Annotated in this window: 21 protein-coding genes, 1 pseudogene and 2 riboswitches; of the genes and pseudogenes, 14 read left to right on the top strand and 8 right to left on the bottom strand. The window is 70.2% G+C overall.

Translation table 11 applies throughout. The features are described 5' to 3' along the window. Positions 1-94 precede the first annotated feature (94 nt). The 6 genes from QA802_RS28975 to QA802_RS29000 all read left to right on the top strand — a co-directional run bounded on the left by QA802_RS28975 (position 95) and on the right by QA802_RS29000 (position 5,522). Positions 95-1,348 (top strand): L,D-transpeptidase, encoded by a 1,254-nt coding sequence (locus tag QA802_RS28975; RefSeq protein ID WP_334528567.1) that lies wholly within the window; start codon positions 95-97, stop codon positions 1,346-1,348. A 101-nt stretch (positions 1,349-1,449) separates the two neighbouring features. Beyond that, positions 1,450-2,217 carry an enoyl-CoA hydratase/isomerase family protein gene (locus tag QA802_RS28980; RefSeq protein WP_334528570.1) on the top strand — a complete coding sequence of 256 codons (768 nt, stop codon included), beginning with the start codon at positions 1,450-1,452 and terminating at the stop codon, positions 2,215-2,217. 329 nt (positions 2,218-2,546) lie between these two features. Beyond that, positions 2,547-3,050, top strand: coding sequence for an ATP-binding protein (locus QA802_RS28985; protein ID WP_334528573.1), 504 nt, complete (start codon positions 2,547-2,549; stop codon positions 3,048-3,050). Positions 3,051-3,195: 145 nt separating this feature from the next. After that, a complete protein-coding gene (locus QA802_RS28990; RefSeq protein ID WP_334528576.1) occupies positions 3,196-4,011 on the top strand; it encodes a polysaccharide deacetylase family protein in 816 nt (271 codons plus the stop codon). Continuing rightward, entirely contained in the window at positions 4,011-5,201 is a 1,191-nt protein-coding gene (locus tag QA802_RS28995; protein WP_334528579.1) for a YncE family protein, read from the top strand. Before QA802_RS28990 ends, QA802_RS28995 begins: the two co-directional genes overlap by 1 nt. Before the next feature lie 108 nt (positions 5,202-5,309). Continuing rightward, complete coding sequence (locus QA802_RS29000) at positions 5,310-5,522, top strand: EF-hand domain-containing protein (RefSeq protein WP_334528582.1); 213 nt, start codon at positions 5,310-5,312, stop codon at positions 5,520-5,522. A gap of 247 nt (positions 5,523-5,769) precedes the next feature. Here QA802_RS29000 and QA802_RS29005 read toward each other — a convergent pair. The 8 genes and pseudogenes from QA802_RS29005 to gcvT form a co-directional block, all read right to left on the bottom strand. After that, positions 5,770-6,311: pseudogene (locus QA802_RS29005) on the bottom strand (MOSC domain-containing protein). Between the two features lie 193 nt (positions 6,312-6,504). After that, entirely contained in the window at positions 6,505-8,784 is a 2,280-nt protein-coding gene (locus QA802_RS29010; RefSeq protein WP_334528585.1) for an FhaA domain-containing protein, read from the bottom strand. 406 nt (positions 8,785-9,190) lie between these two features. Next, entirely contained in the window at positions 9,191-9,583 is a 393-nt protein-coding gene (locus tag QA802_RS29015) for a type II toxin-antitoxin system VapC family toxin (RefSeq protein ID WP_334528588.1), read from the bottom strand. After that, entirely contained in the window at positions 9,580-9,858 is a 279-nt protein-coding gene (locus QA802_RS29020; protein ID WP_334528591.1) for a hypothetical protein, read from the bottom strand. The genes QA802_RS29015 and QA802_RS29020 overlap by 4 nt, the downstream gene beginning before the upstream one ends. An 820-nt stretch (positions 9,859-10,678) precedes the next feature. Beyond that, on the bottom strand, positions 10,679-12,046 hold the full coding sequence (locus QA802_RS29030; protein WP_334528594.1) for an L-serine ammonia-lyase: 1,368 nt from the start codon (positions 12,044-12,046) through the stop codon (positions 10,679-10,681). A gap of 56 nt (positions 12,047-12,102) precedes the next feature. Continuing rightward, positions 12,103-13,365 carry a serine hydroxymethyltransferase gene (gene glyA / locus QA802_RS29035; RefSeq protein WP_334528597.1) on the bottom strand — a complete coding sequence of 421 codons (1,263 nt, stop codon included), beginning with the start codon at positions 13,363-13,365 and terminating at the stop codon, positions 12,103-12,105. Between the two features lie 14 nt (positions 13,366-13,379). Beyond that, positions 13,380-13,757, bottom strand: coding sequence for a glycine cleavage system protein GcvH (gene gcvH, locus QA802_RS29040; RefSeq protein WP_306949176.1), 378 nt, complete (start codon positions 13,755-13,757; stop codon positions 13,380-13,382). A 119-nt stretch (positions 13,758-13,876) separates the two neighbouring features. Next, on the bottom strand, positions 13,877-14,995 hold the full coding sequence (gene gcvT, locus QA802_RS29045) for a glycine cleavage system aminomethyltransferase GcvT (protein WP_334528601.1): 1,119 nt from the start codon (positions 14,993-14,995) through the stop codon (positions 13,877-13,879). Positions 14,996-15,072: 77 nt separating this feature from the next. Beyond that, a riboswitch (glycine riboswitch) is annotated at positions 15,073-15,193 on the bottom strand. Further along, a riboswitch (glycine riboswitch) is annotated at positions 15,194-15,293 on the bottom strand. It abuts the riboswitch before it with no gap. A 141-nt stretch (positions 15,294-15,434) separates the two neighbouring features. On the opposite strand from gcvT, the gene QA802_RS29050 reads away from it, so the two are divergent. The 8 genes from QA802_RS29050 (at position 15,435) to QA802_RS29085 (ending at position 24,812) form a co-directional block, all read left to right on the top strand. Next, positions 15,435-16,208 (top strand): AAA family ATPase, encoded by a 774-nt coding sequence (locus QA802_RS29050; RefSeq protein ID WP_334528604.1) that lies wholly within the window; start codon positions 15,435-15,437, stop codon positions 16,206-16,208. A 185-nt stretch (positions 16,209-16,393) separates the two neighbouring features. Continuing rightward, entirely contained in the window at positions 16,394-17,188 is a 795-nt protein-coding gene (locus tag QA802_RS29055) for an enhanced serine sensitivity protein SseB (RefSeq protein ID WP_319171101.1), read from the top strand. Positions 17,189-17,361: 173 nt separating this feature from the next. Beyond that, complete coding sequence (locus QA802_RS29060; protein WP_334534969.1) at positions 17,362-18,117, top strand: enhanced serine sensitivity protein SseB C-terminal domain-containing protein; 756 nt, start codon at positions 17,362-17,364, stop codon at positions 18,115-18,117. 445 nt (positions 18,118-18,562) lie between these two features. After that, entirely contained in the window at positions 18,563-19,561 is a 999-nt protein-coding gene (locus QA802_RS29065; RefSeq protein ID WP_334528609.1) for an ABC transporter permease, read from the top strand. Positions 19,562-19,619: 58 nt separating this feature from the next. After that, complete coding sequence (locus QA802_RS29070; protein WP_334528612.1) at positions 19,620-21,365, top strand: ABC transporter substrate-binding protein; 1,746 nt, start codon at positions 19,620-19,622, stop codon at positions 21,363-21,365. Positions 21,366-21,433: 68 nt separating this feature from the next. Continuing rightward, positions 21,434-22,441, top strand: coding sequence for an ABC transporter permease (locus QA802_RS29075; RefSeq protein WP_334528615.1), 1,008 nt, complete (start codon positions 21,434-21,436; stop codon positions 22,439-22,441). Next, positions 22,438-23,535, top strand: a complete 1,098-nt coding sequence (locus tag QA802_RS29080) for an ABC transporter ATP-binding protein (protein ID WP_334528617.1) — start codon at positions 22,438-22,440, stop codon at positions 23,533-23,535. The genes QA802_RS29075 and QA802_RS29080 overlap by 4 nt, the downstream gene beginning before the upstream one ends. Further along, on the top strand, positions 23,532-24,812 hold the full coding sequence (locus QA802_RS29085) for an ABC transporter ATP-binding protein (RefSeq protein ID WP_334528619.1): 1,281 nt from the start codon (positions 23,532-23,534) through the stop codon (positions 24,810-24,812). Before QA802_RS29080 ends, QA802_RS29085 begins: the two co-directional genes overlap by 4 nt. Positions 24,813-24,823: the final 11 nt, after the last annotated feature.

The following is a 24,823-nucleotide window of genomic DNA, read 5'->3' on the forward strand; positions in this document are numbered from 1 at the left end:
ACGAAGCTCGAATTCGTACGGTTAATATGCGCCAAAGATCGCGCGGGAGCGCTGGGGTGGGGGCCTGACCAGGGCCTTGCGAGGGGAGAACGACTTGAACGTGCGACCGATATCGGGGGCGTCGGTTGGCGGGCGCTCACGGGGCCGCAACAGACGACTGGCGCTGATCGTCGGCGGGATGCTGTTCGCCGTCACGGCGTGCGCCGGGGGCGGTGACGACCCGGGTTCCGGGTCCGACGCGAAGGCCGGGGGCGACAAGGGAGCCACGGCCGCCGCGGAGAGCAAGCAGTCGGAGGCGGTCGTCACCATCGCCCCGAAGACCGGCGCCAAGGACGTGGACACCAGCGGCGCCCTCAAGGTCACCGCGGCCAAGGGCAAGCTGACCGAGGTCACCGTCAAGGACGCCAAGGGCAGGAAGATCGACGGCGCGATCTCGGCGGACGGCGTCGGCTGGACGCCCGCCACCCACCTGGCCGCGTCCACCGAGTACCAGGTGCACGCGGTCGCCAAGGACGCCGCGGGCCGCACGTCCGCCGAGGACTCCGCCTTCACCACGCTTAGCCCGCAGAACACCTTCGTCGGCAACTTCACGCCCGAGGACGGCTCCAAGGTCGGCGTCGGCATGCCGTTCTCGGTCCGGTTCACCCGGGGCATCACCAAGTCCGCGGACGTCGAGAAGGCCATCAGGATCACGACCGTGCCGGCGGTCGAGGTCGAGGGCCACTGGTTCGGCAACGACCGCCTGGACTTCCGTCCGGAGAAGTACTGGAAGGCCGGCACCAAGGTGACCGTCGAGCTGAACCTCGACGGCGTCGAGGGCCGCAAGGGCGTCTACGGCAAGCAGTCCAAGACGGTGTCCTTCACCATCGGCCGCGACCAGGTGACCGTCGTGGACGCCAAGAAGCACACGATGAAGGTCATGCGGGAGGGCAAGGTCGTCAAGACCATCCCGGTCACCACCGGCAAGCCCGGCTACGCCACCTGGAACGGCCAGATGGTCATCAGCGAGAAGTTCACCGTGACCCGCATGAACGGCGACACGGTCGGCTACGACGGCGAGTACGACATCAAGGACGTCCCGCACGCCATGCGGCTGACCAACTCCGGCACCTTCGTGCACGGCAACTACTGGGGCGGCGACGCCTTCGGCAACTACAACGCCAGCCACGGCTGCATCGGCCTGCGCGACGTGCGCGGCGGCTACGACGGCTCCGTGCCGGCCGCGTGGTTCTTCAACCAGTCGATGGTCGGCGACGTGGTCGTCGTGAAGAACTCCACCGACCCGGTGGTCGACCCGTCCAACGGCCTCAACGGCTGGAACATCTCCTGGGCGGACTGGAAGAAGTAGGGTTCCGCTCCCTCTTCCCTGCTCCCTGTCCTGCGGGCGGGCCCGGTGCTGTGACACACGGCACCGGGCCCGTCGTCGTTAGTGGTGGTTAACCTGCTGCCATGACCGTGAATCTCGAAGTCGCCGAAGGCGTCGGCACGATCCGCCTCGACCGTCCGCCCATGAACGCGCTGGACGTCGCCACGCAGGACCGTCTCAAGGAGCTCGCCGAGGAGGCCACCCGGCGCGACGACGTCCGCGCGGTCGTCCTGTACGGCGGCGAGAAGGTGTTCGCGGCGGGCGCGGACATCAAGGAGATGCAGGACATGGACCACACCGCGATGGTGCTGCGCTCCCGCGCCCTGCAGGAGTCCTTCACGGCGGTGGCCCGCATCCCCAAGCCGGTCGTCGCGGCCGTGACCGGGTACGCGCTGGGCGGCGGCTGTGAACTCGCGCTCTGCGCCGACTTCCGCATCGCCGGGGACGACGCCAGGCTGGGCCAGCCGGAGATCCTGCTCGGGCTGATCCCCGGGGCCGGCGGCACCCAGCGTCTCTCCCGGCTGATCGGCCCCTCCAAGGCGAAGGACCTCATCTTCACGGGCCGGATGGTGAAGGCCGACGAGGCGCTGGCCCTCGGGCTGGTGGACCGGGTGGCGCCGGCCGCCGACGTGTACACCGAGGCGCACGCCTGGGCGGCGAAGCTGGCGCAGGGGCCGGCGCTGGCGCTGCGCGCGGCGAAGGAGTCGATCGACACCGGTCTGGAGACGGACGTCGAGACGGGCCTGGCGGTGGAACGCACCTGGTTCGCCGGTCTGTTCGCCACCGCGGACCGCGAGACCGGCATGCGCAGCTTCGTGGCGGAAGGCCCCGGCAAGGCCAAGTTCCTGTGAGTCGAGTTCCTGTGTGTCGAGTTGCTGTGAGTGCCGTCTCTTCCGGAGGCGTCGCCGGGTCTTGCCCCTGACGGGACGTCCCACCCGCGTCCCCCGATGGGGCGGTTCGAGGGAACCTCGAGGCGACCTCGAGGCGACCTTGGGCCCGCCTTGTCGGGGGAGCCCGTCGCCTGCCGTGGAGCGGGTCTTCGCAGCAGGTCAGGGCGGGTTTGTCAGCATCTGTGTTGCCGTTGGCATATGCCGATCGAGCCAATCGGAACGAGGGATTCCGGGGGGCGTATTCCAGCGGAACGGCCCCCAAGGAGGCTCGGGGCGGCCATGATGGGGGCATGGCGGGGCTGGAGGGCATCGAACAGCCGCGGGGAGACAGCCGTGCGGCCGCGGCGCGCTGGTCGCCCGCGGTCGAGGACGAACGGGCGCTCAAAGCGCTGGAGTTGTTCGGCAATCCGACGGAGGGCGAGGTTCCGCTCCCGTCCCGCCCCGAGTCCGCCGCCGCGGCCCGCCGACTGGCCCAGGTCGTGGTCCTGCGCCAGTGGGGGCTCAGCCCCAAGATGGCCGAGGACTCGGTCCTGCTCGTCTCCGAACTCGTCGGCAACGCCGTACGGCACACCGGCGCCCGCGTCTTCGGCCTCCGGATGCGACGCCGGCGCGGCTGGATCCGCGTCGAGGTCCGCGACCCCTCCCGCGGGCTGCCCTGCCTGATGCCGGTTCAGGAGATGGACATCAGCGGGCGGGGCCTCTTCCTCGTCGACAAGCTGTCCGACCGGTGGGGCGTCGACCTGCTGCCCCGCGGGAAGACGACCTGGTTCGAGATGCGGGTCGCCGACCGCTAGCGGCACCGACCCTCGGCTGCATCGACCGTCGGCGGCACCGGCTGCGGCGACCGGCCGAGCCGTCCGGTCCGCCAGATCCGTCCGGTGTCGGCGGTGGGCGCGGCCGATGCGTCAATGGTCGGAATTGCGGCATATCACCCCTTAAATGGTTCGGGTGACCCCATCCGACCGCCGTTCCGCGCTGCGGGCGGGCGCCGGGCTCGTCGCCGGGGGTGCGTTCGCGGCCGGGTGCTCGCCCGCCGTGTCCTCCTCCGGCGCCGCCGTCCGGCCCGCCACCGTCTCCCGGTCCCCCGCCTCCCGGCCCGCCGTCTCCCAGCCCTCCGCCCGCACCCCCGCCGCCGCGCCGCGCGCCTTCCCCGGGCAGCCCGCCCAGATCACTCACGGCCCCCGCGACCGGCCCCGGGTCGCCCTCACCTTCCACGGACAGGGCGAGCCCGCCATCGTCCGCGCCCTGCTCGGCGAAGCCGAACGGCACGGCGCGCGGGTCACCGTCCTGGCCGTCGGGACCTGGCTCGACGAACATCCGGGTCTTGCCCGCCGGGTCCTCGACGGCGGCCACGACCTCGGCAACCACACCCAGCGGCACCTGGACGTCAACGCCATGTCCGAGGCCGAGGCGACTGCTGAGATCGCCGGGTGCGCACAGCGGCTGCGCCGGCTCACCGGATCCGTCGGCACCTGGTTCCGGCCCTCCCGAGCGGCCCGCGCATCCCCGCTCGTCGCCGCGCTGGCCCGGCGGGCCGGCTACCCGCACGTCCTGTCCTACGACGTCGACTCGCTCGACTTCACCTCGCCCGGCGCCCCCGCCGTCACCCGCAACGTCCTCGACGGGATCCGCAACGGGTCCGTCGTGAGCCTGCACTTCGGGTACGCGGACACGGTCGCCGCCCTCCCCGCCCTGCTGGACGAACTCGACCGCCGCGGACTGCGCGCGGTCACTGCCACGGAGCTGATCGGCTGATGCACCGCAACCTCGTCACAAGCGCCCTGCTCACCGGCGCCGCGCTCGCCGTCCTCGCCGCCTGCGGCACCGACAGCCGAAGCGGCGCGGGCGGGACGGGCCGGACCACCGAGCGGGCCGTGCCCGCGCCGACGAAGAAGGCCGCCAGACCGGTCGTCGACGGCCTGCCGGGCATGCCGCCCGTACTCGACCCGGGGGACGTCTACGCCGCCGACCGGCCGAACCGGCTCTCGCCGGTGGTCAAGGACTTCCCCTCCCGGGTCTACGTCCCCAACACCGAGTCCGACACCGTCTCCGTCATCGATCCGAAGACGTACCGGGTGATCGAAACGCTCCACGTCGGACGCCAGCCGCAGCACGTCGTCCCGTCCTGGGACCTCAAGACCCTGTGGGTCAACAACAACCGCGGGCACACGCTCACCCCGATCGACCCCGCGACCGGGAAGGCGGGCAAGCCGGTCGAGGTGCACGACCCCTACAACCTCTACTTCACGCCCAACGGCAAGTACGCCGTCGTGATGGCCTCCCTCGACCGTGAGCTCGTCTTCCGGGACCCGCACACGATGAAGCGGATCAAGACCGAACCGGTCACCTGCTACGGCGTCAACCACGCCGACTTCTCCCTGGACGGGAAGTACTTCATCGTGTCCTGCGAGTTCAGCGGCGAACTGCTGAAGGTCGACACCGAGCGGATGAAGGTCGTCGCCCAGCAGAAGCTGCCCCTCCAGGGCGCCATGCCGCAGGACGTGAAGGTGTCGCCGGACGGCAAGCGCTTCTACGTCGCCGACATGATGGCCCACGGCATGTGGATCGTCGACGGAGACACCTTCGGCAAACCGCGGTTCCTGCACACCGGCAAGGGCTGCCACGGGCTGTACGTCAGCCGCGACTCCCGCGAGATGTACGTCACCAACCGTGGCGAGGGCACCGTCTCCGTCTTCGACTTCGCCAAGGGCGAGCTCACCAAGAAGTGGCGGCTCCCGGACGGCGGCAGCCCCGACATGGGCGGCGTCTCGGCGGACGGCAAGGTCCTGTGGCTGTCCGGGCGGTACAACTCCGAGGTGTACGCGATCGACACCGCCGACGGTCACCAGCTCGCCCGCATCAAGGTCGGCGCCGGCCCGCACGGCCTGGCCGTCTACCCGCAGCCCGGCCGCTACTCGCTCGGCCACACGGGTGTGTTCCGCTAGCGGGAGGTCCTGCGTCCGGCTGTCGGCGGGGCCGTTAATCTGGCCTGCGTCAGTTGGACAGCAGAACAGCACATGTGCCCGCGAGGCATGAAGAAGAGGGGCGGACCGGTGGCCGACATCGAAGAAGCGCGCAACCATTTCCAGCGGATCGACACGGACGGCGACGGCTTCATCACCGCGGCCGAGTTCAAGAGCGCCCTGGCTCAGGAGGGCGACTGGAACGTCACGGAGTCGGTCGCCGAGGCCATCATCAAGTCCCGCGACCTGAACGGCGACAAGGTCCTCTCGTTCGACGAGTTCTGGGCCCACCTGAGCAAGTGACGTGAACCCGCACGGGCTGACGTGAACCGACAGGGGGTGCCGCGACGAGGCGCCCCCTTCGTCGTGGGCCGCAAAGCCGCCGCGGGGACGGAACAGACCCCGCCGCGTCAGGTTGACATCCCGCCGGCACCCCGACCGCATGGCGCTGCCGGTCGGACCAGGCGAGGAGGATGACGCGGACCAGCTCGGAATCGGGTGCGGATCAGCTCGGGATCAGGTGCGGATCAGGGCCGGATCCGCGCCCGGGTCAGACGATCTCGAGGGGTACGTGCGGCCCGTCCGGCAGCTCGACCGCGATCGGGTCGCCGGGCCGCACGACGCCCCCGGTCAGCACGACGCCCATGATCCCGGCCCGGAAGGCCGGGCGGCCGTCCGGAGCCCGCCCGACGACCTGCTTCAACAACCCCTTGCGGAAGGCGTCGATCTGCGCGCAGGGATTGCGCAGCCCCGTCACCCGCACCACGGCCTCCGCGCCCAGCCGCAGCCGCGTTCCGACGGGCAGTCCGAGGAGATCGATCCCCGCGTGGTCACGTTCTCCCCGAGCTGCCCGGCGGCCACCTCGAACCCGGCCGCGCGCACCTCCTCGAAGAGCTCCTCGTGGATGAGGTGGACCTGCCGCAGATTCGGCTGCGAGGGGTCCCTTCTCACCCGGGACCGGTGCTTCACCGTGACTCCGGCGTGCACGTCGCCCTCCACCCCGAGCCCCGCGAGCAGCGTGACGCTCTCGCGGTTGGGCTTGGTGAAGGAGTACGCGCCGTTGCTGCTGACGGCGCTGACCGAGCTGCTCATCCCCACACGCTCCTCCTGCGACTGCGAATCCCGGTGAGCCGCAGGCCAGAACCCTACGCCGGGTGGGGGATTCCTCGCATGGGGCTCGTGGGGCAGCGAGCTTCCGCAGTCGCGTCAACCGCGAGTTCCGTCGTCGACGCCGCCTCGCCGGCGGTCCGACTCCGGTGACGGATCACTCCGTGGCCCGCCCGTGTCACGCCCGTGCGGGAGCGGCGAAATAGCTGGGCGCGTTGTATCCCGAGTGAGGGTAGGAGGCGGCCCAGCTCACGGCTTCGGGCTGGGTGCGGGGGAAGTCCGCGGCCACCAGCGTCGCCAGGTCGAAGTAGGCCTCGCGGGTCCGTGCCTTCATCTGCTCCAGATCGACCTCCGAGCCCGTCGAAAGGTGCTCGTCGAACGGGATCACCACCACACCCCGGCACCGGGCACGGAAGTGGTCCACGACCTCGTTCACCTTCACCATCTTGCTCTTCCGGCGCGCCTCGGACACCACGGTGATACTCCGGCTGACGAGGTCCTCGTACTGGTGCGCGTTGAGCCAGTCCAGGGTGGTGCTGGCGCTGGTCGCGCCGTCCACGCTGGGCGTGGCGACCACGATGAGTTGATCGGCGAAATCCAGGATGCCCCGCATCGCGCTGTGCAGCAGTCCGGTGCCGGAGTCGGTGAGGATGATCGGGTAGTGCTGTCCGAGGCAGCCGACGACCTGTCGGTAGTCCTCGTCGTTGAACGCCGTGGAGAGAGCGGGGTCCACCTCGTTGGCCAGGACCTCGAGGCCGCTCGGGGACTGGGAAGTGAAGCGCCGTACGGACATGTAGTTGGTGAGATTCGGGATCTCGGCCACGAGGTCACGGATGGTCGCGCCGGTTTCGCGACGGACACGGCGGCTGAGGGTACCCGCGTCCGGATTGGCGTCGATCGCGACGACGCGGTCCTGGCGCTCGGTGGCGAGAGTCGCGCCCAGGGCGGTCGTGGTGGTCGTCTTGCCGACGCCGCCCTTGAGGCTGATCACGGCGATCTTGTGGCACTGCATCACCGGCGTGCGGAGGATGGCCAGCTTCTGCTGGCGCTCTCGTTCGGCGGCCCCGCCGCCCATGCGCAACCGGCTGAGAGCTCGTCGGCCGGTCGACCGGCCGCGCAGCAGGCGGTCGGACGAGAGCTCGACCGTCGCACTCTGTCCCAGCGCCCCGCGGCCGCTCCAGTCCGGCGTCATCCACTGCGCCGGAGGGTGGTGCGCAGGCAGGCGGGAGTAGGCCGGTGTTCCACCGGTGCCCCGGGTCGGCTGCGGGCCTCTGTCATGGGGAGCCGTATGGGGCACCGCGTCGAAGCGGCTCTCCGCGGGCACCGGCTCGTCGGCCGTCCTGGGGCTGGTCAGCGGTTCCATCGGTGCGGCGGCCCGGGGCCGGCCGTTGACGTACGGGTCCGGCGGTGTGAGAACGTGCCCGGCGGAGAGTTCCCTGCCCCTGTCGGGTACAGCATCGTCGGGGCAGATGTCGCGATCGTTCGTCATGTTCTGTCCTTTCGGCGAGATGGCGGGCCCCTCGGGCACAGAGGCGACGGCGTGGCGGCGGGCAGATGTGATGCCCGGCACCCGCATGTCGGACCGATGACTTGTGGCGTCTGCCGGGCAGGAGTCGCCGATCGGATCAAGGGGCGCCGCCGGCTGTCCGGCGGGCAGGCTTCCGATCTGCGGCTCGGGCGGGCGGACGATGAGCTGGTGCCCCGTCTCCCGGCCCGGGGCGTGTGCATGGGCTCCTGCGGGGTCGAGCGCCGGACGCCCGGCGTGCCCAGCGGCAGGGGCGCGCACCGCGTGAACGGACCGGGACAGGACGGCGACACCCGGGCGGTCCGGCATGGGCTCGACGGGGCGGAGCGTCCGCGATGGCGCGGCGACAGCGTTCGGCGGGGCAGCGCGGACCAGGCTTCCGTCTTCGCTGAAGGCAAGCCCCATCGATATGAGCTGATCCGGGGTCAGAGCCCGCTTTTGGCCGCGCAGGACTTGCGTCGACGGTTGCCGGGTCGCGTCGCCACCGCTGGCCGGCCCGACCGCCGTCGCACGCGTGGCCCGGTACCGCCGATCGACCTCCAGAGCGTGCCGGCCCTCCGGCGGCACTTCGAGGCGACTGCGCACGCGGTACTGCCCCGCCTTCAGGTTCTCCGACCGCTGCAACTGAACCTTCAACGGACCTACGAAGGAGTACCGCTGTTCCTCGGCATGCGCGCGCACCTTCTCGACCAGCTCTTCACCGAGCATGACCAGGCACGCGCTGTACAGCTCGTGGTCGCCCGGACTGAGTTCGACGACGAAATTGTTGGGCGCGATCGTGTACCCCTGGGTCCAGATCCTGGCGTTGACGTCACACTCGCGCCGGAGCGCGCCGGCGAACTCCAGTGGTTGCACGGCGGATCTGAAGATCTTGGCAAAGGTGTCGTTGACCAGAGCCTCGAAGCGCTGTTCCAGCTTGTTCAGCGTTCCCACTGCAGCCTCCGGATGCCCATCCGCTGCCAGGCAGTCAGATAGGGCGATGATGTCACTGATAGTACTTATGTAGACACTTAGAGTGCCGACCTTGCGGCATGTCGCCGCATTTCACCGGATCGTCGTAAGGGTCCGCCCGTCGGGCCGCAGCGGCCGCCGTTTCGGCGCCGCCCCCGCCACGCCGTTCCCGCCTCGGTGCCGACCGGGCAAGGCCCGGCGTTCGGGGCCGCGGCGTGAGGATCGCGCCCGGTCCGGGGGTGACGGTCCCACGCCCGCTGCGCCGTGGCACCCGTCCCGGGCAGCGCTCCACCACGTGAGCCGGAGCCCCCAAGCTGCCCCGGTCACGATTCTCCCCGCTTGGCCGAGGTCTGTTCTTGCCCGCAGGGTCATCCCGCCTCGGGCCGTGTCAGATCTTGATGACGTGGACCCCCGAGCCGCACAACATGTGGAGATCCTCGGGGTCGGACGTCAGGACGGTCACGGGGGCGGGTGAGGCGAGTGCGCTGGCGGCGACGATGGCGTCGAGGGCGTATTTGTGGCCGTGCAGGCCGGCTGCGGCGAGGAGTTTGCTCGCGTGGCGGGCGATGGCTTCGGTGGGCGGGAGGATGTTGACGCGGGAGACGGCGTGGTCGAAGCGGGCCTGGCTGGTCCTGGGGTCGCGGGCTTCGGCGAGGGTGACGGAGCTGGTGATGACGCGGATATCCTCGGCCTCGGCGGCGACGAGCCACTCGGTGAGTTCGGGTGCGCGGCGTACGAGCTTGGACAGACCTTCGCAGTCCAGGACAAGGGTGCCGCTCACGCGGCGTCCGCCGAGCCGGCCGCGTCGCCGCGCAGGAGCGCTCGCTTGGCGTCGACCGCAGCCTGGTCGACCGGGCCGTGCTCGCCTTCGGCGTCCTCGATGAGTTCGCGCAGTCGGTCGCGTTCCAGTTGGCGCTGGATGAGGGCTTCGACGTAGGCGGACATGCCGCGCTTCCCGGTGCGTGCCTTGAGCGCCGCGATGGTGCCTTCGTGGAGGGAGACGGAGACCGGGCGGACGGGACCTTCGCCGGGAGCGGGATCGGGGGTGGTGCCCATGGAGCTATATTAACAAAACTCTTGTTATTGGGTGGGGTGATTCTGTGGCGTTGCGGCTTGACCGGAGGCAGACGGCGGATTGCCTCGCGGGGTACAGATCCTCGGGCCCTGAAGAGTGCCACGGCCGTACGTACGCCCTGGAGGCTTACGGCCTGACCGAGGAACACCTCTGACCGAGGAACACCTCTGACCGTGGTGCACGCCCCGTTCACCGAGAAGGGCGCGCGTCTGGAGGAGTTTCTGCGGGCCGAGCAGAGTTCGTGCCCGACGTGGGAGCGCAGCTCTCGCATGCCGACCCGTCCCAGCTCGTGGCCCAGCACCCGCACCGTGCCGCGGGTGGGGTGCAGGAGGCTGAGGAGGGTGGTCCTCCCCGCGCCGTTGGCGCCGAGCAGCGCCATCGACCTCCTTGAACCGTTCCTGTGGACTGAGCAGAAGTGGGTCCTGCTCAGCCGCACGCCCCGGACGGTCTTGGGCGCACTGGTTACCGGCGTACTCGCCCCCGGGGCAGCGACACGCATCCGGTGCGTGGTCCGAACCCGGGAGGCCGGCTCCCGCACGACCTGGACATATGGGTACGGCCAAAGGTGACGGGGAGGCCCCGAGCCGTCTCGCTGGTGGAGCGGGGGCCCCGCACACCGGCGCCGTACCCGGCGTCCCAGACCGCACGGTCACGGTAGCCCGAACGACCCGTCGCGCCGCAAGCCCAGAAGCCGACCATCGCACGATCGAGCTGAAACGACGTTATGCATGCTCCAGAGCGAGCGGCTGACAACCCCCGGGCCGGAGATTCATCCCGTGGGATCTCCTGGGGCCCATCCCCTCAACACTCGATGATGTTCACCGCGAGGCCGCCGCGGGCCGTCTCCTTGTATTTGACGCTCATGTCCGCGCCGGTGTCCTTCATCGTCTTGATGACCTTGTCGAGGGACACCTTGTGCGAGCCGTCGCCGCGCATCGCCATACGGGCCGCCGTGACCGCCTTGACCGCGGCCATGCCGTTGCGCTCGATGCACGGGATCTGGACCAGGCCGCCCACCGGGTCGCAGGTGAGGCCGAGGTTGTGCTCCATGCCGATCTCGGCCGCGTTCTCGACCTGTTCCGGGGAGCCGCCGAGGACCTCGGCGAGCGCCCCCGCCGCCATCGAGCAGGCCGAGCCGACCTCGCCCTGGCAGCCGACCTCGGCGCCGGAGATGGAGGCGTTCTCCTTGAAGAGCATGCCGATCGCGCCGGCCGCGAGGAGGAAGCGGACGACGCCGTCCTCGTCGGCGCCGGGCACGAAGTTCATGTAGTAGTGCAGCACCGCCGGGATGATGCCGGCCGCGCCGTTCGTGGGAGCCGTGACCACCCTGCCGCCGGCCGCGTTCTCCTCGTTCACCGCCATCGCGTACAGCGTGATCCACTCCATGGAGTGCGCCAACGCGTCGCCCTCCGCGCGGAGTTGACGGGCCGTCATGGCAGCGCGGCGGCGGACCCGCAGGCCGCCCGGCAGGATGCCCTCACGGGACATGCCCCGCGAGACACAGCCCTGCATAACCCGCCACAGCTCCAGCAGGCCCGCCCGGATCTCGTCCTCCGTGCGCCAGGCCCGCTCGTTCTCCAGCATCAGCGCGGAGATCGACAGGCCGGTCTCCTGCGTCAGGCGCAGCAGTTCGTCGCCCGTGCGGAAGGGGTACTTCAGCACCGCGTCGTCGAGTTTGATGCGGTCCGCGCCGACCGCCTCCTCGTCCACGACGAACCCGCCGCCGACCGAGTAGTACGTCTTCGACAGCAGCTCGGCGCCCTGTGCGTCATGGGCCCATATCGTCATGCCGTTGGCGTGGTACGGCAGGGCCTTGCGGCGGTGCAGGACGAGATCGTCGTCGAAGGAGAACGGGATCTCGTGCGAGCCCAGCAGCCGCAGCCGCCCGGAGCTCCTGATCTGCTCCACCCGCTCGTCGGCACTCTCCACGTCCACCGTGCGCGGCGAGGAGCCCTCGAGGCCCAGCAGGACCGCCTTGGGCGTGCCGTGGCCGTGCCCGGTCGCGCCGAGCGAGCCGTACAGCTCGCAGCGGACCGAGGCGGCCGAGTCCAGCAGGGACTCGTTGCGCAGCCGCCGTGCGAACATGCGGGCCGCCCGCATCGGGCCGACCGTGTGGGAGCTGGACGGGCCGATGCCGATCGAGAACAGGTCGAAGACCGAGATGGCCACGGGAACTCCTCGAGAAAGGGCGGGGGCGCACGCCGTCGGGCGCCCCCACCAGGGAACTACTTGTTCAGACCGGGGTACAGGGGGTGCCTGTGGGCGAGGGCGGTGACCCGGGCCTTGAGGGATTCGGCGTCGTAGGACGGCTTGAGGGTCTGCGCGATGACGTCGGCGACCTCGGCGAAGTCCTCGGCGGTGAAGCCGCGGGTGGCCAGGGCCGGCGTGCCGATGCGTAGACCCGAGGTGACCATCGGCGGACGCGGGTCGTCGGGGACGGCGTTGCGGTTGACGGTGATGCCGACCTCGTGCAGGCGGTCCTCGGCCTGCTGTCCGTCCAGGTCGGAGGCGCGCAGGTCGACCAGAACGAGGTGGACGTCGGTACCGCCGGACAGGACGTTCACCCCGGCCTCGCGGGCGTCCGGCGCGGTGAGGCGTTCGGCGAGGATCTTCGCGCCCTCGACCGTGCGGGCCTGGCGCTCCTTGAACTCCTCGCTCGCGGCGACCTTGAAGGAGACGGCCTTGGCGGCGATGACGTGCTCCAGGGGGCCGCCCTGGAAGCCGGGGAAGACGGAGGAGTTCAGCTTCTTCGCGAACTCCTTCTTCGCCAGGATGATGCCGCCGCGCGGGCCGCCGAGCGTCTTGTGGGTGGTGGAGGTGACGACGTCGGCGTACTCCACCGGGTTGGGGTGGAGACCGGCCGCGACCAGGCCCGCGAAGTGCGCCATGTCGACCCACAGGAACGCCTCGACCTCGTCCGCGATGCGGCGGAACTCGGCGAAGTCCAGCTGCCGGGGGTACGCGGACCAGCCGGCGATGATGACCTTGGGGCGGTGTTCCTTGGCGAGGCGTTCCACCTCGGCCATGTCGACCAGGCCGGCGCCGTCGACGTGGTAGGCGACCACGTCGAACTGCTTGCCGGAGAAGTTGAGCCGCATGCCGTGGGTGAGATGGCCGCCGTGGGCGAGGTCCAGGCCGAGGATGGTGTCGCCGGGCTGGGCCAGGGCGAACAGGGCGGCCTGGTTGGCGGAGGCGCCGGAGTGCGGCTGGACGTTGGCGTACTCGGCGCCGAAGAGGTCCTTGACCCGGTCGATGGCGATCTGCTCGGCGACGTCGACGTGCTCGCAGCCGCCGTAGTAGCGGCGGCCGGGGTAGCCCTCGGCGTACTTGTTGGTCAGGACCGAGCCCTGGGCCTCCATGACCGCGAGCGGCGCGAAGTTCTCCGAGGCGATCATCTCGAGCGTGGACTGCTGGCGGTTCAGCTCGGCGTCGACCGCGGCCGCGATCTCCGGATCGAGCTCGTGCAGGGACGTGTTCAGGACGGACATACGACTACGACTCCTCAGCCGGCGGTGTAGGCGGTGTACTCGTCGGCGGAGAGCAGATCGTCCGGCTCGCCCGTGACGCGTACCTTGAACAGCCACCCGCCCTCGAAGGGGGCGGAGTTCACCAGCGCCGGGTCGTCGACGACGTCCTGGTTGACCTCGGTGATCTCACCGGAGACCGGGGCGTACAGCTCGCTGACCGACTTGGTCGACTCCAGCTCGCCGCAGGACTCGCCCGCGGCCACCGTGGCGCCGGCCTCCGGAAGCTGGACGAAGACCACGTCACCGAGCGCGTTGGCCGCGTGCTCCGTGATGCCGACCGTCGAGACGCCGTCCTCGGCGACCGACAGCCACTCGTGCTCCTTGCTGTAGCGCAGCTGCTGGGGGTTGCTCATGGCCTGAATTCTCCTGTACGCGGGGGACTGCTGATGAAGGGGGACGGTCCAGGGGCCGGGCATGGCACGGGTGAGCGGTGCGAAGGTGCGCGCGGTCACCCGCGGCCCGGGCCCAGTGTCTACTTCTGGCGCTTGTAGAAGGGCAGCGCCACGACCTCGTACGGCTCGTGACTGCCCCGGATGTCCACGCCCACGCCCGGGGTGCCCGGCGCGGCGTGCGCGGCGTCGACGTACGCCATCGCGATCGGCTTGCCCAGCGTCGGGGACGGCGCCCCGGAGGTGACCTCGCCGATCACCTCGCCGCCCGAAACGACGGCGTACCCGGCGCGCGGGACGCGGCGGCCCTCGGCGACCAGGCCGACCAGGACGCGCGGCGGCTGCCGCTCGGCCAGCGCCGCCGCCTCGGCGAGCGCCGCACGCCCGACGAAGTCGCCCTCCTTCTCGAACTTCACCACGCGCCCGAGGCCCGCGTCGAAGGGGGTGAGGGAGAGGCTCAGCTCGTGCCCGTACAGCGGCATGCCCGCCTCCAGGCGCAGCGTGTCCCGGCAGGACAGACCGCACGGGACCAGCCCGACGCCCTCGCCGGCCTTGGTCAGCGCCTGCCACAGCTCGACGGCGTGCTCCGGCTTCACGAACAGCTCGAAACCGTCCTCGCCGGTGTAACCGGTACGCGCGATGAGCGCGGGGACGCCGGCGACGGTGCCGGGCAGGCCCGCGTAGTACTTCAGGCCGTCGAGGTCGGCGTCGGTGACGGCCGCGAGGATGCCGGGGGACTCCGGCCCCTGGACGGCGATCAGGGCGTAGGCGTCACGGTCGTCGCGGACCTCGACGTCGAACTCCTCGGCCAGGTTGCCCAACTCGTTCAGGACGTTCTGGGCGTTGGAGGCGTTGGAGACGATCATGTACTCGGCCTCGGCCAGCCGGTACACGATGAGGTCGTCGAGGATGCCGCCGTCCTCGGCGCAGATCATGGTGTAGCGGGCGCGGCCCACGCCCACCGCGGCGAGGTCGCCCACCAGGGCGAAGTTCAGGAACCCGGCCGCCTCCGGGCCGGTCACCGTGATCTCGCCCATGTGCGAGAGGTCGAAGAGCCCGGCCCGGGTGCGGACGGCGAGATGCTCGTCGCGTTCGGAGCCGTAGCGCAGGGGCATGTCCCAGCCGGCGAAGTCGGTCATCGTCGCGCCGAGCGAGCGATGCAGGGCATCGAGCGCGGTGTGACGGGGTGCGGTACTGCTCATCGGTCGTTCGTCTCCCAAGGCGACGGGGCCCTCCCGCGCGAACGGAAGCCGGGCGCGTGGGGGGACGGCGAGGTCGTTCCTCCCCATCTGTCATCGGAACCTGAGAGGTTCGCCATGACCACCGCTGTGAGCGGGGCGGGACATGGCTTGCACCGTGGGTGGGACCGCCTGTGACGGCGGCCCGCTTTTCAGATGTGCCTCGCCCGCGCGGTAACGGGGCCTGAGAGATTCAAGGGAGGGACTTGCTCCTTCGGCGCCCCAGCGGAACTGCTGCTGAGGACTCTCCCGCGCGGATTCAAACGGCCGGTATGCAGTTGGCGCGGCCATCATCGCACGGCCCGCCCCCGTCGTGGCAGGCCGGTTCTGTAACCGGCTTGTGTCGCCACGCGCACGAAAACGCGAGAGACCGCGCATTACCTTCTCTTTACGCTCGATGGGGATGAGTACTACCTGGCCCCAGGGGAGGACGATCACGGTGAAGAGGACTACCTCGGCGAGGACCACGGCCTTCGCGGCCGGCTCGGGTATCGCGACCGGGCCAGGGATCGCGGCCGGCTCGGGTATCGCGCTGCCCGCCCAGCCGGGCGCCCGGACCCGCGACGCGTGCTCCCGGCAGCCCGCACCCGTCGTCCGGGACCTGCGGGAGCGGGCCGGACGCAGTCCGCACCACCTGCTCTTCGGCCCGCGGGACCTGGTGGTCGTCACCGGTCTGCCCGGCAGCGGCAAGTCCACGCTGATGAGGCGCGCGGTGGACGGCGTCGGCGTCGACTCCCAGGACACCCGCGACCGCTGGGACGCCCGGATGCCCCGTTTCCTGCCCTACGCCCTCTACCGGCCGGCGGTCCGCCTCGCCCACTACGCCGGACTGCGCCGGGCGCTGCGCGCCGGCGGGGGCGTCGTGGTGCACGACTGCGGCACCCAGGCCTGGGTCCGCGACTGGCTGGCCCGCGCGGCGCGCCGCCGCGGCGGCGCCCTGCACCTGCTGGTTCTCGACGTCGGCGCGGACACGGCCCTGCGGGGCCAGCGCGAGCGCGGCCGAGGCGTCTCGCGGTACGCGTTCCTGCGGCACCGCCGCGCCGCCGCCCGTCTCCTGCGGTCGGTGGAGAAGGGCCGGCTGCCCGAGGGGTGCGGCTCCGCGGTCCTGCTCGACCGGGCCGCCGCCGACGTCCTGCGGCGCATCGGCTTCACGGGCTCGGGCTCGGGCTCGGGCTGAGGCCCGTGGGCCTCGCAGGCCGCGGCCCACCAGCTTCACGGGCTGATGCCCACAGCTTCACGGGCTGCGGCCCTTCGGTCTCACCGGCCGCGGCCCATCGGTGTCATGGGCAGTGGAGGGGCCGTCGGCACCCGCTAGCCTTTCAGTCACAGCAGAGTGAGCGGTTCTTAGCAGGCGGTAGGCAGATGGACTTCCCCCCGGCGGACTTCCCCGCGGACTTCCCGGCGCAGGCGCACCCCCATTCGCACGGCGGATGGCCCGGCAACGAGCTGGAGGAGGTGCTCTCCGCCTCCCTCGGTGTGCCGGGAGCCGGCGGCCGGATCGTGGAGGTGCTCGGCCGCAGCTTCGTCTGGGTGCCGCTACCCGGCGGCGGCGGCCCGCACAGCGGCCCCCTCGACCTGCCCACGGTGGAACTCGACGGCCAGGTGTACGTGCCGGTCTTCAGCTCCGAGGAGCAGTTCCGCCAGGTCGTCGGCTCGCACATGTCGTTCACCGTCGCGCCGGCCGTGGAGTTCGCCCGGGGGCTGCCGCCGCAGGCGGGCATCCTCGTCAACCCCGACGGCATGGTCGGCGTCCCGCTGCCGCCGCCCGCCGTGGCCGAGCTGTGCCGGGCCGGCCGCACCCCGCTGGACGGTCCGGCCACCGGCGGCCGGGTCCGCCTCTACGAACCGGACTGGCAGGACGACCCGATGGACTTCCTGGCCGCGGCCTCCGCGGAGTTCGAGGCCGTCGGCGTGGTCCGCACCGCCCGCCGCTGCCTGGCCGCGATCGAGACGGCGGACCCGGTGATGTTCGTCGGAGTCGAGCTCTCGCAGTGGGACGGCGACCTGCGCGCGCTTCCCCTGGAGGCCCTCGGCCGGGCCCTGACGACGGCGGCCGCACCCTGGCCGGTCAACCTGGTCCTCCTCGACGTCGCCCAGGATCCGGTCGGCGACTGGATGCGGGAGAGGGTCCGCCCCTTCTACTCCAGGCTTCACTAGACAGGTCCTGGCCGTGGGGCCGGGAAGCGGGCCGTCCGACGAGGCGCGGGGGCCCGCGCTCTCAACTGCTTGACCAGGCGGAGCGCCTAAGCTGGACTCCGACGCGGGGCAACTTCTCGAAGGGGCGATAAAAAGTGAGCGCTGGCACTGCCGCGACCGGCTCGGTCGAGCACATGCTGCGCCAGGTCACGCCCGGGCGCTACGACGCCTACGAGGCGCTCCTGCGCGCGCTCGCGACCCCCTCCTCGGGCCAGGTCTGGATGCTGCTGTGGCACGGGCAGGCGGGCTCCCCGGACGCCCAGTACGGAAACATGGAGGTCGAAGGGCACGGCTACGCGCCCTGTGTGACGTCCGCCCAGGAGCTCAGCGCCAGTGGCTGGAACCGCTCGTACGAGGTGGTCGACGGGCTGGACGTGGCCCGGACCCTCTACCCCGACCACTACGGCCTCTGGCTGAACCCGCACGCCCCCGGCGGCGGCGTCGGCATCCCGTGGCTGGATCTGCGCCGGATCGCCACCGGCCTGGAGCGTCAGCCCGCCGGGCCGCTCCGGCTGTCCGAGCCCGGCATCGAGATCCCGCAGTTCTACGCGCTCCTCGCGCAGAACGCCCACCGCGCCCAGGCGGTCCGCACGTTGCGCCGGGCCTGGGTGCAGCCGGCGCTGGGCGCGCCCTACCTGGCCATCGGGCTCGACGTGTACGACTCCTCCCCGCCGGCCGTGGACGCCGTGCGGGCGATGATGCAGCAGTCCATCGGCGCGGTGCCGGACGGGCTGCCGGTCTCCACGGTCGCGATGACCGACGACTACGACCCCGTCGTGATGTGGATGCGCGCCAACGCCCGCCCGTTCTACGACCGCGAGGCGCACGCCCCCGATCCGGCGCAGGGGCCGGGCGGCGGCTACGGTTTCCCGGGCCCGCGTCCCTACTGATCCCCCGCCGCTGATCGCCCGTCAGGCGCACACCGGCGTCGCGCGCGGGGCGGCACCCGCCGTCGGCCGCGCACGGGGCCTCGCACCGAGGGCCGGATGTGTTCCCGTTCTCCCGTGATGTGACGCCGCGCACATCTGAAGCACGTGCCGTCGCTCTCCGGAAGTCGGCGCGCGACGTTCGGGTAACGGAATGTGCAGGTCGGCATCACGGTTGCGCATACTTTCGCCGTCAGATCTGGCGTGTGATCGCGCATGCGTTGAAGACTCGCCTCTCAGACGCGAGGTCGTCGATCCTGTGAGAGTGCCCATCGGCAGCAATCCGGGGTCGACTGGACAGTTGGGCCGCACTCATCGGCGCCGGCCGCGTCGCAGGCAGTAAATGAACCAAGCCGCCGACAGCGGCGGACAAAGGCCGGTCACCGCCGGCGAGAGGGGTCGGGTCACCGTGACCGCACCGATCGAGACCACCGGGTCGGCAACCGAGGTGCAGCCCGAGGCTGTACTCGCGGGTGTCGATAAGGGGCAGATCGAGGGCCGTTCCCTGGGGCAGATCGCCTGGTCCCGCTTCAAGAAGGACAAGGTCGCCGTGGCCGGCGGGGTCATCGTGATCCTGCTGATCGTGCTCGCGCTCCTCTCGCGTCCGATCCAGGCCCTGTTCGGCCTGGACCCCAACGCCTTCAACCAGGATTTGATCGACCCCAACACGTCGATCCCCCAAGGGGGCTTCGGCGGCATGAGCGGGGAGCACCCGCTCGGCGTGGACCCCAAGTTCGGGCGTGACATCGCCACCCGCATCCTGGAGGGCTCCTGGGTGTCGCTGGTCGTGGCCTTCGGGGCGACGATCCTGTCGAACACCATCGGCGCGGTCCTCGGAGTGGTCGCCGGCTACTACGGCGGGCGGGTCGACTCGATCATCAGCCGGCTGATGGACACGTTCCTCGCCTTCCCCCTCCTGCTCTTCGCCATCGCCATCTCCGCCACGCTGCAGGGCGGCGCGTTCGGCATGGAGGGACTGCCGCTCCACATCACGGTGCTCATCTTCGTCATCGGCTTCTTCAACTGGCCTTACCTGGGACGCATCGTCCGCGGCCAGACGCTCGCCCTGCGGGAACGCGAGTTCGTGGACGCGTCCCGGGGGATGGGCGCCAAGGGGCCGTACATCCTGTTCCGGGAGCTGCTGCCCAACCTGGTCGGCCCGATCATCGTCTACTCGACGCTGCTCATCCCGACCAACATCCTCTTCGAGGCCAGCCTGAGCTTCCTGGGCGTCGGCATCCAGCCCCCGCAGGCGTCGTGGGGCGGCATGCTCAACGAGGCGGTCGACTTCTACCAGGTCGATCCGCAGTACATGATCGTGCCCGGTCTCGCCATCTTCGTGACCGTGCTGGCGTTCAACCTGCTCGGCGACGGTCTCCGTGACGCTCTCGACCCGCGCAGCCGCTGACGTGCAGCCGCAGCGAGAGTCCGACAGATTTCCATCAACAAAGGGGAAGCAGACCATCATGCGAAGGTCAGGGCTGGCCGCGATTGCGGCCATCGGCAGTGTGAGCCTGTTGCTCGCCGGTTGCAGCAAGGCCGATGACAACAACACGGACAAGGGCGGCAAGTCCGCCGGGGCCGACGCGGCCACGAAGGGCGTTGTCAACGCCTCCACCCAGAAGGGTGGGACGGTCACGTACGAGTACTCCGACGTGCCGGACTCCTTCGACCCGGGCAACACGTACTACGCGTACATGTACAACCTCAGCCGCGTCTACGCGCGTCCGCTGATGACCTTCCAGCCCGGCGCGGGCGAGGAGGGCAACAAGCTGGTCCCCGACCTCGCGGCGAGCGCCGGCGTGCCCACCGACGGCGGCAAGACCTGGACGTACAAGCTGCGGCCGGGCCTGAAGTACCAGGACGGCACGGCGATCACGTCCAAGGACGTGAAGTACGCCGTCGAGCGCTCCAACTTCGCGCGTGACGTACTGTCCCTCGGCCCGAACTACTTCCAGCAGCTCCTCGTGGGCGGCGAGGCGTACAAGGGTCCGTACAAGGACAAGAAGGGTCTCGCGTCCATCGAGACGCCGGACGACACCACGATCGTCTTCAAGCTGAAGTCGGCGTTCCAGGAGTTCGACTACCTGGTCGCGACGCCGCAGACCGCGCCGGTGCCCGAGGCCAAGGACAAGGGCGTCGACTACGTCAAGAACATCGTGTCCTCGGGCTCGTACAAGTTCGAGAGCTACGAGGAGGGCAAGCAGGTCACCCTCGTCCGCAACGAGAACTGGGACCCGAAGTCCGACCCGCTGCGCAAGCAGTACCCGGACAAGATCGTCGTCAAGCTCAAGGTCAACCCCGAGACGATCGACCAGGACGTCCAGGCCGGCGACGCGATCGACCTCGGCGGCACGGGCGTGCAGGCCGCGACCCAGGCGAACGTGGTCACCAAGCCGGACCTGAAGGCCAACACCGACAACACCTACGGTGGCCGCCTCGTCTACCTGGCGATCAACACCAAGGTCGCGCCGTTCGACAACGTGGCCTGCCGCAAGGCCGTGCAGTACGCCGTCGACAAGGTCTCGGTGCAGACCGCCGAGGGCGGCCCGATCCGCGGTGACATCGCCACCACCGTCCTCCCGCCGGACATCCCGGGCTACGCGAAGGCGGACGCCTACGCCACCGACGGCAACAAGGGCGACGTGACCAAGGCCAAGGAGCAGCTCAAGGCCTGCGGCAAGACGGCGATCACCACGAACATCACCGCGCGCAGCGACCGTCAGCCGGAGATCGACGCGGCCACCGCGATCATCAACTCGCTGAAGCAGGTCGGCATCAACGCCAGCCTGAAGCAGTACCCGTCGGGCAAGTACTTCACCGACTACGCGGGCGTCCCGGCGTTCAACAAGAAGAACAACGTCGGCCTGATGATGATGCAGTGGGGCGCCGACTGGCCGGGCGGCTACGGCTTCCTGCAGCAGATCCTGAACGGCGCCGCCATCGGCGCGTCCGGCAACACCAACCTGTCGGAGCTGAACGACCCCGAGGTGAACGCGAACCTCGCCAAGGCGATCGGCACGCAGGACGCGACCCAGCGCAACGCCATCTACACGCAGATCGACAAGAAGGTCATGGACGAGGCGGCCCTCGTGCCGCTGACCTACTTCAAGGTCCTGCTGTACCGCCCGGCGAACTACACCAACCTGGTGTCGACGGCGGCCTTCAGCGGTCAGTACGACTACCTCAACATCGGCACGACCAAGAAGTAGCCCCGGAAGGCAGGTGAAGGCATTGGTGCCCGCGGGCTTCACAGCCCGCGGGCACCAGGCCGATCCCCGTGATCTCGTACATCCTCCGTCGGACGTTCGCGGCAGTGCTCCTGCTGCTGGTCGTCACCGCGGTGACCTTCGCCATCTTCTTCCTGCTGCCACGGCTCGCCGGCCAGACGGCCGACCAGCTGGCCCAGCAGTACATCGGGAAGAGTCCGTCGGCGGCGGACATCGCTGCGGTCAAGCGCAACCTCGGTCTTGACGACCCGGTCTACCTCCAGTACTGGCACTTCATCAAGGGTGTCGTGACCGGTGCCACTTATGACCTGGGGCCCACAACCGCGCACTGCGACGCGCCGTGCTTCGGGTACTCCTTCAAGACCCACCAGGCGGTCTGGCCGCAGCTCACCTCCCGCCTTCCGGTGACGGGGTCACTGGCCGTCGGCGCCGCCCTGATGTGGCTCGTGGGAGGTGTGGTGGCCGGCGTGATCTCCGCGCTCAAGCCGCGCTCGTTCCTCGACCGTACCTTCATGGGCATCGCGCTCGCCGGTGTGTCGCTCCCCATGTTCTTCACGGGCAGCCTGGCGATCCTGCTCTTCACCTACCAGTTCCCGATCTTCGGTCGCACCTATGTGCCGTTCACCGAGAACCCGGCGCAGTGGGCCAACACGCTGTTCCCGGCGTGGTGTTCGCTCGCCCTCCTCTACTCCGCCATCTACGCGCGGCTCACCCGCTCGGGCATGCTGGAGACGATGAACGAGGACTTCATCCGCACGGCCCGCGCCAAGGGCCTGCGGGAGCGCAGGGTGGTCGCACGGCACGGTCTGCGGGCCGCGCTGACGCCGATCATCACCGTGTTCGGCATGGACCTCGGTCTGCTGCTCGGCGGTGCGCTGATCACCGAGTCGGTCTTCTCGCTGCACGGCGTCGGTGAGTACGCGGTCAAGGCCATCTCGGACAACGACCTGCCGCCGATCCTCGGCGTCACCCTGCTCGCCGCCTTCTTCGTCGTCATCGCAAATTTCCTGGTGGACCTGCTCTACGCGGCCGCCGACCCGCGGGTGAGGCTCTCGTGACCGAACTGTCCAAGACCGGCGCCGCCGTGGGCGAGCCGACCGTCTCGTCCTCGAGCCGGCCGAGCGCGTTCCTCGACGTACGCGACCTCAAGGTGCACTTCCCGACCGACGACGGCCTGGTCAAGTCCGTCGACGGGCTCAGCTTCCAGGTGGAGAAGGGCAAGACCCTCAGCATCGTGGGCGAGTCGGGCTCCGGGAAGTCCGTCACCTCGCTGGCGATCATGGGCCTGCACCGGCTCGGTGCGCGCGGCAAGAACGTGCGGATGTCCGGCGAGATCTGGCTCGACGGCAAGGAGCTGGTCTCCGCCGACCCGGACGAGGTGCGCCGGCTGCGCGGCCGCGAGATGGCGATGATCTTCCAGGACCCGCTGTCCGCGATGCACCCGTACTACACGATCGGCAACCAGATCGTGGAGGCGTACCGCGTCCACCACGACGTCAGCAAGAAGGCCGCCCGCGCGCGGGCGATCGAGATGCTCGACCGGGTCGGCATCCCGGAGCCCGCCAAGCGCGTGGACGGCTACCCGCACGAGTTCTCCGGCGGTATGCGCCAGCGCGCGATGATCGCGATGTCGCTGGTCAACAACCCCGAGCTGCTCATCGCGGACGAGCCGACCACCGCGCTCGACGTGACCGTCCAGGCGCAGATCCTCGACCTCATCCGGGATCTGCAGAAGGAGTTCGGCTCCGCGGTCGTCCTCATCACCCACGATCTCGGCGTGGTCGCCGAGATCGCCGACGACGTCCTGGTGATGTACGGCGGCCGGTGCGTGGAGCGCGGCCCGGTCGACGAGATCTTCGAGAAGCCGCAGCACCCCTACACCTGGGGCCTGCTCGGCTCGATGCCGCGCATCGACCGTGAGACCTCCGAGCGGCTCATCCCGGTGAAGGGCCAGCCGCCGAGCCTCATCAACGTCCCGTCGGGCTGCGCCTTCAACCCCCGCTGCCCGTACGCGGACGTGCCCAAGGGTGATGTCACCCGCACCGTGCGCCCCGAGTTGCAGCAGGTCGGCGGCGGGCACTGGTCCGCCTGTCACCTCTCGTCGGAGGACCGTACGCGGATCTGGACCGAAGAGATTGCGCCGAAGCTGTGAGTGAGACGAAGAAAACGGACGCGGCCCCGTCGGTTCCGCCGCAGGCCTCCTCCCCCGAGGACCGCGAGGTGCTCCTCAAGGTCCAGGGCCTGCAGAAGCACTTCCCGATCCGCAAGGGCGTCCTGCAGCGTCAGGTCGGCGCGGTCAAGGCGGTCGACGGCATCGACTTCGAGGTGCGCAAGGGCGAGACCCTGGGTGTCGTCGGCGAGTCGGGCTGCGGCAAGTCGACCATGGGACGGGTCATCACCCGGCTCCAGGACCCGACCGGCGGCACGATCCACTTCGAGGGCCAGGACATCACGCGGCTGAAGCCGGCCGCGATGCGTCCGCTGCGGCGGGACATCCAGATGATCTTCCAGGACCCGTACGGCTCCCTGAACCCCCGGCACACCATCGGCGGGATCGTCTCGGCGCCCTTCCGGCTCCAGGGCGTCGAGCCCGAGGGCGGCGTGAAGAAGGAGGTGCAGCGGCTGCTGGAGCTCGTGGGTCTGAGCCCCGAGCACTACAACCGCTACCCGCACGAATTCTCCGGCGGTCAGCGTCAGCGCATCGGCATCGCCCGTGCGCTCGCCCTGAAGCCGAAACTGGTCGTGGCGGACGAGCCGGTCTCCGCGCTGGACGTGTCGATCCAGGCGCAGGTCGTCAACCTGATGGACGACCTCCAGCAGGAACTCGGCCTGACGTACGTGATCATCGCGCACGACCTGTCCGTCGTACGGCACGTCTCGGACCGCATCGCGGTGATGTACCTCGGCAAGATCGTCGAGCTCGCCGACCGCACCTCGCTGTACCAGGCGCCGATGCACCCGTACACCAAGGCGCTCATGTCGGCGGTGCCGGTCCCGGACCCGAAGCGCAGGGGCGCCAAGAGCGAGCGCATCCTGCTCAAGGGCGACGTGCCCTCGCCGATCTCACCGCCGAGCGGCTGCCGCTTCCACACCCGGTGCTGGAAGGCGACGCAGGTCTGCGCGACCCAGGAGCCCGTGCTCGTCGAGCTGCGGACGGGTCAGCAGGTCGCCTGCCACCACCCGGAGAACTTCGCGGACCAGGCCCCGCAGGACGTCGTCCTGCTGACCGCCGCGAAGGAGGCGGCGGAGCTGGTGGCCGACGAGGTGCTCGCCGAGTCGGCGGCGACCTCGGCGGCGGTGGCGGCGGAGATCGCCGAAGAGACCGCTGACGTCCCCGAGGTGACCGAGGCCCCGGAGGCGACCGAGGCCCCGGAGGCGACCGAGGCCCCGGAGGCGACCGACGGTGAGACGCCGTCCAAGGAGAAGTAAGCACCACCAGA

Source organism: Streptomyces sp. B21-105, assembly GCF_036898465.1.
Lineage (GTDB): Bacteria > Actinomycetota > Actinomycetes > Streptomycetales > Streptomycetaceae > Streptomyces.

Bases quoted from the DNA above. Each gene is read 5' to 3' on its own strand.
- QA802_RS28980 (WP_334528570.1), top strand. From the start codon at position 1,450: ATGACCGTGAATCTCGAAGTCGCCGAAGGCGTCGGCACGATCCGCCTC.
- QA802_RS28985 (WP_334528573.1), top strand. From the start codon at position 2,547: ATGGCGGGGCTGGAGGGCATCGAACAGCCGCGGGGAGACAGCCGTGCG.
- QA802_RS28990 (WP_334528576.1), top strand. From the start codon at position 3,196: ATGGTTCGGGTGACCCCATCCGACCGCCGTTCCGCGCTGCGGGCGGGC.
- QA802_RS28995 (WP_334528579.1), top strand. From the start codon at position 4,011: ATGCACCGCAACCTCGTCACAAGCGCCCTGCTCACCGGCGCCGCGCTC.
- QA802_RS29020 (WP_334528591.1), bottom strand. From the start codon at position 9,858: ATGGGCACCACCCCCGATCCCGCTCCCGGCGAAGGTCCCGTCCGCCCG.
- glyA (WP_334528597.1), bottom strand. From the start codon at position 13,365: ATGTCCGTCCTGAACACGTCCCTGCACGAGCTCGATCCGGAGATCGCG.
- gcvH (WP_306949176.1), bottom strand. From the start codon at position 13,757: ATGAGCAACCCCCAGCAGCTGCGCTACAGCAAGGAGCACGAGTGGCTG.
- gcvT (WP_334528601.1), bottom strand. From the start codon at position 14,995: ATGAGCAGTACCGCACCCCGTCACACCGCGCTCGATGCCCTGCATCGC.
- QA802_RS29050 (WP_334528604.1), top strand. From the start codon at position 15,435: ATGAGTACTACCTGGCCCCAGGGGAGGACGATCACGGTGAAGAGGACT.
- QA802_RS29055 (WP_319171101.1), top strand. From the start codon at position 16,394: ATGGACTTCCCCCCGGCGGACTTCCCCGCGGACTTCCCGGCGCAGGCG.
- QA802_RS29060 (WP_334534969.1), top strand. From the start codon at position 17,362: ATGCTGCGCCAGGTCACGCCCGGGCGCTACGACGCCTACGAGGCGCTC.
- QA802_RS29070 (WP_334528612.1), top strand. From the start codon at position 19,620: ATGCGAAGGTCAGGGCTGGCCGCGATTGCGGCCATCGGCAGTGTGAGC.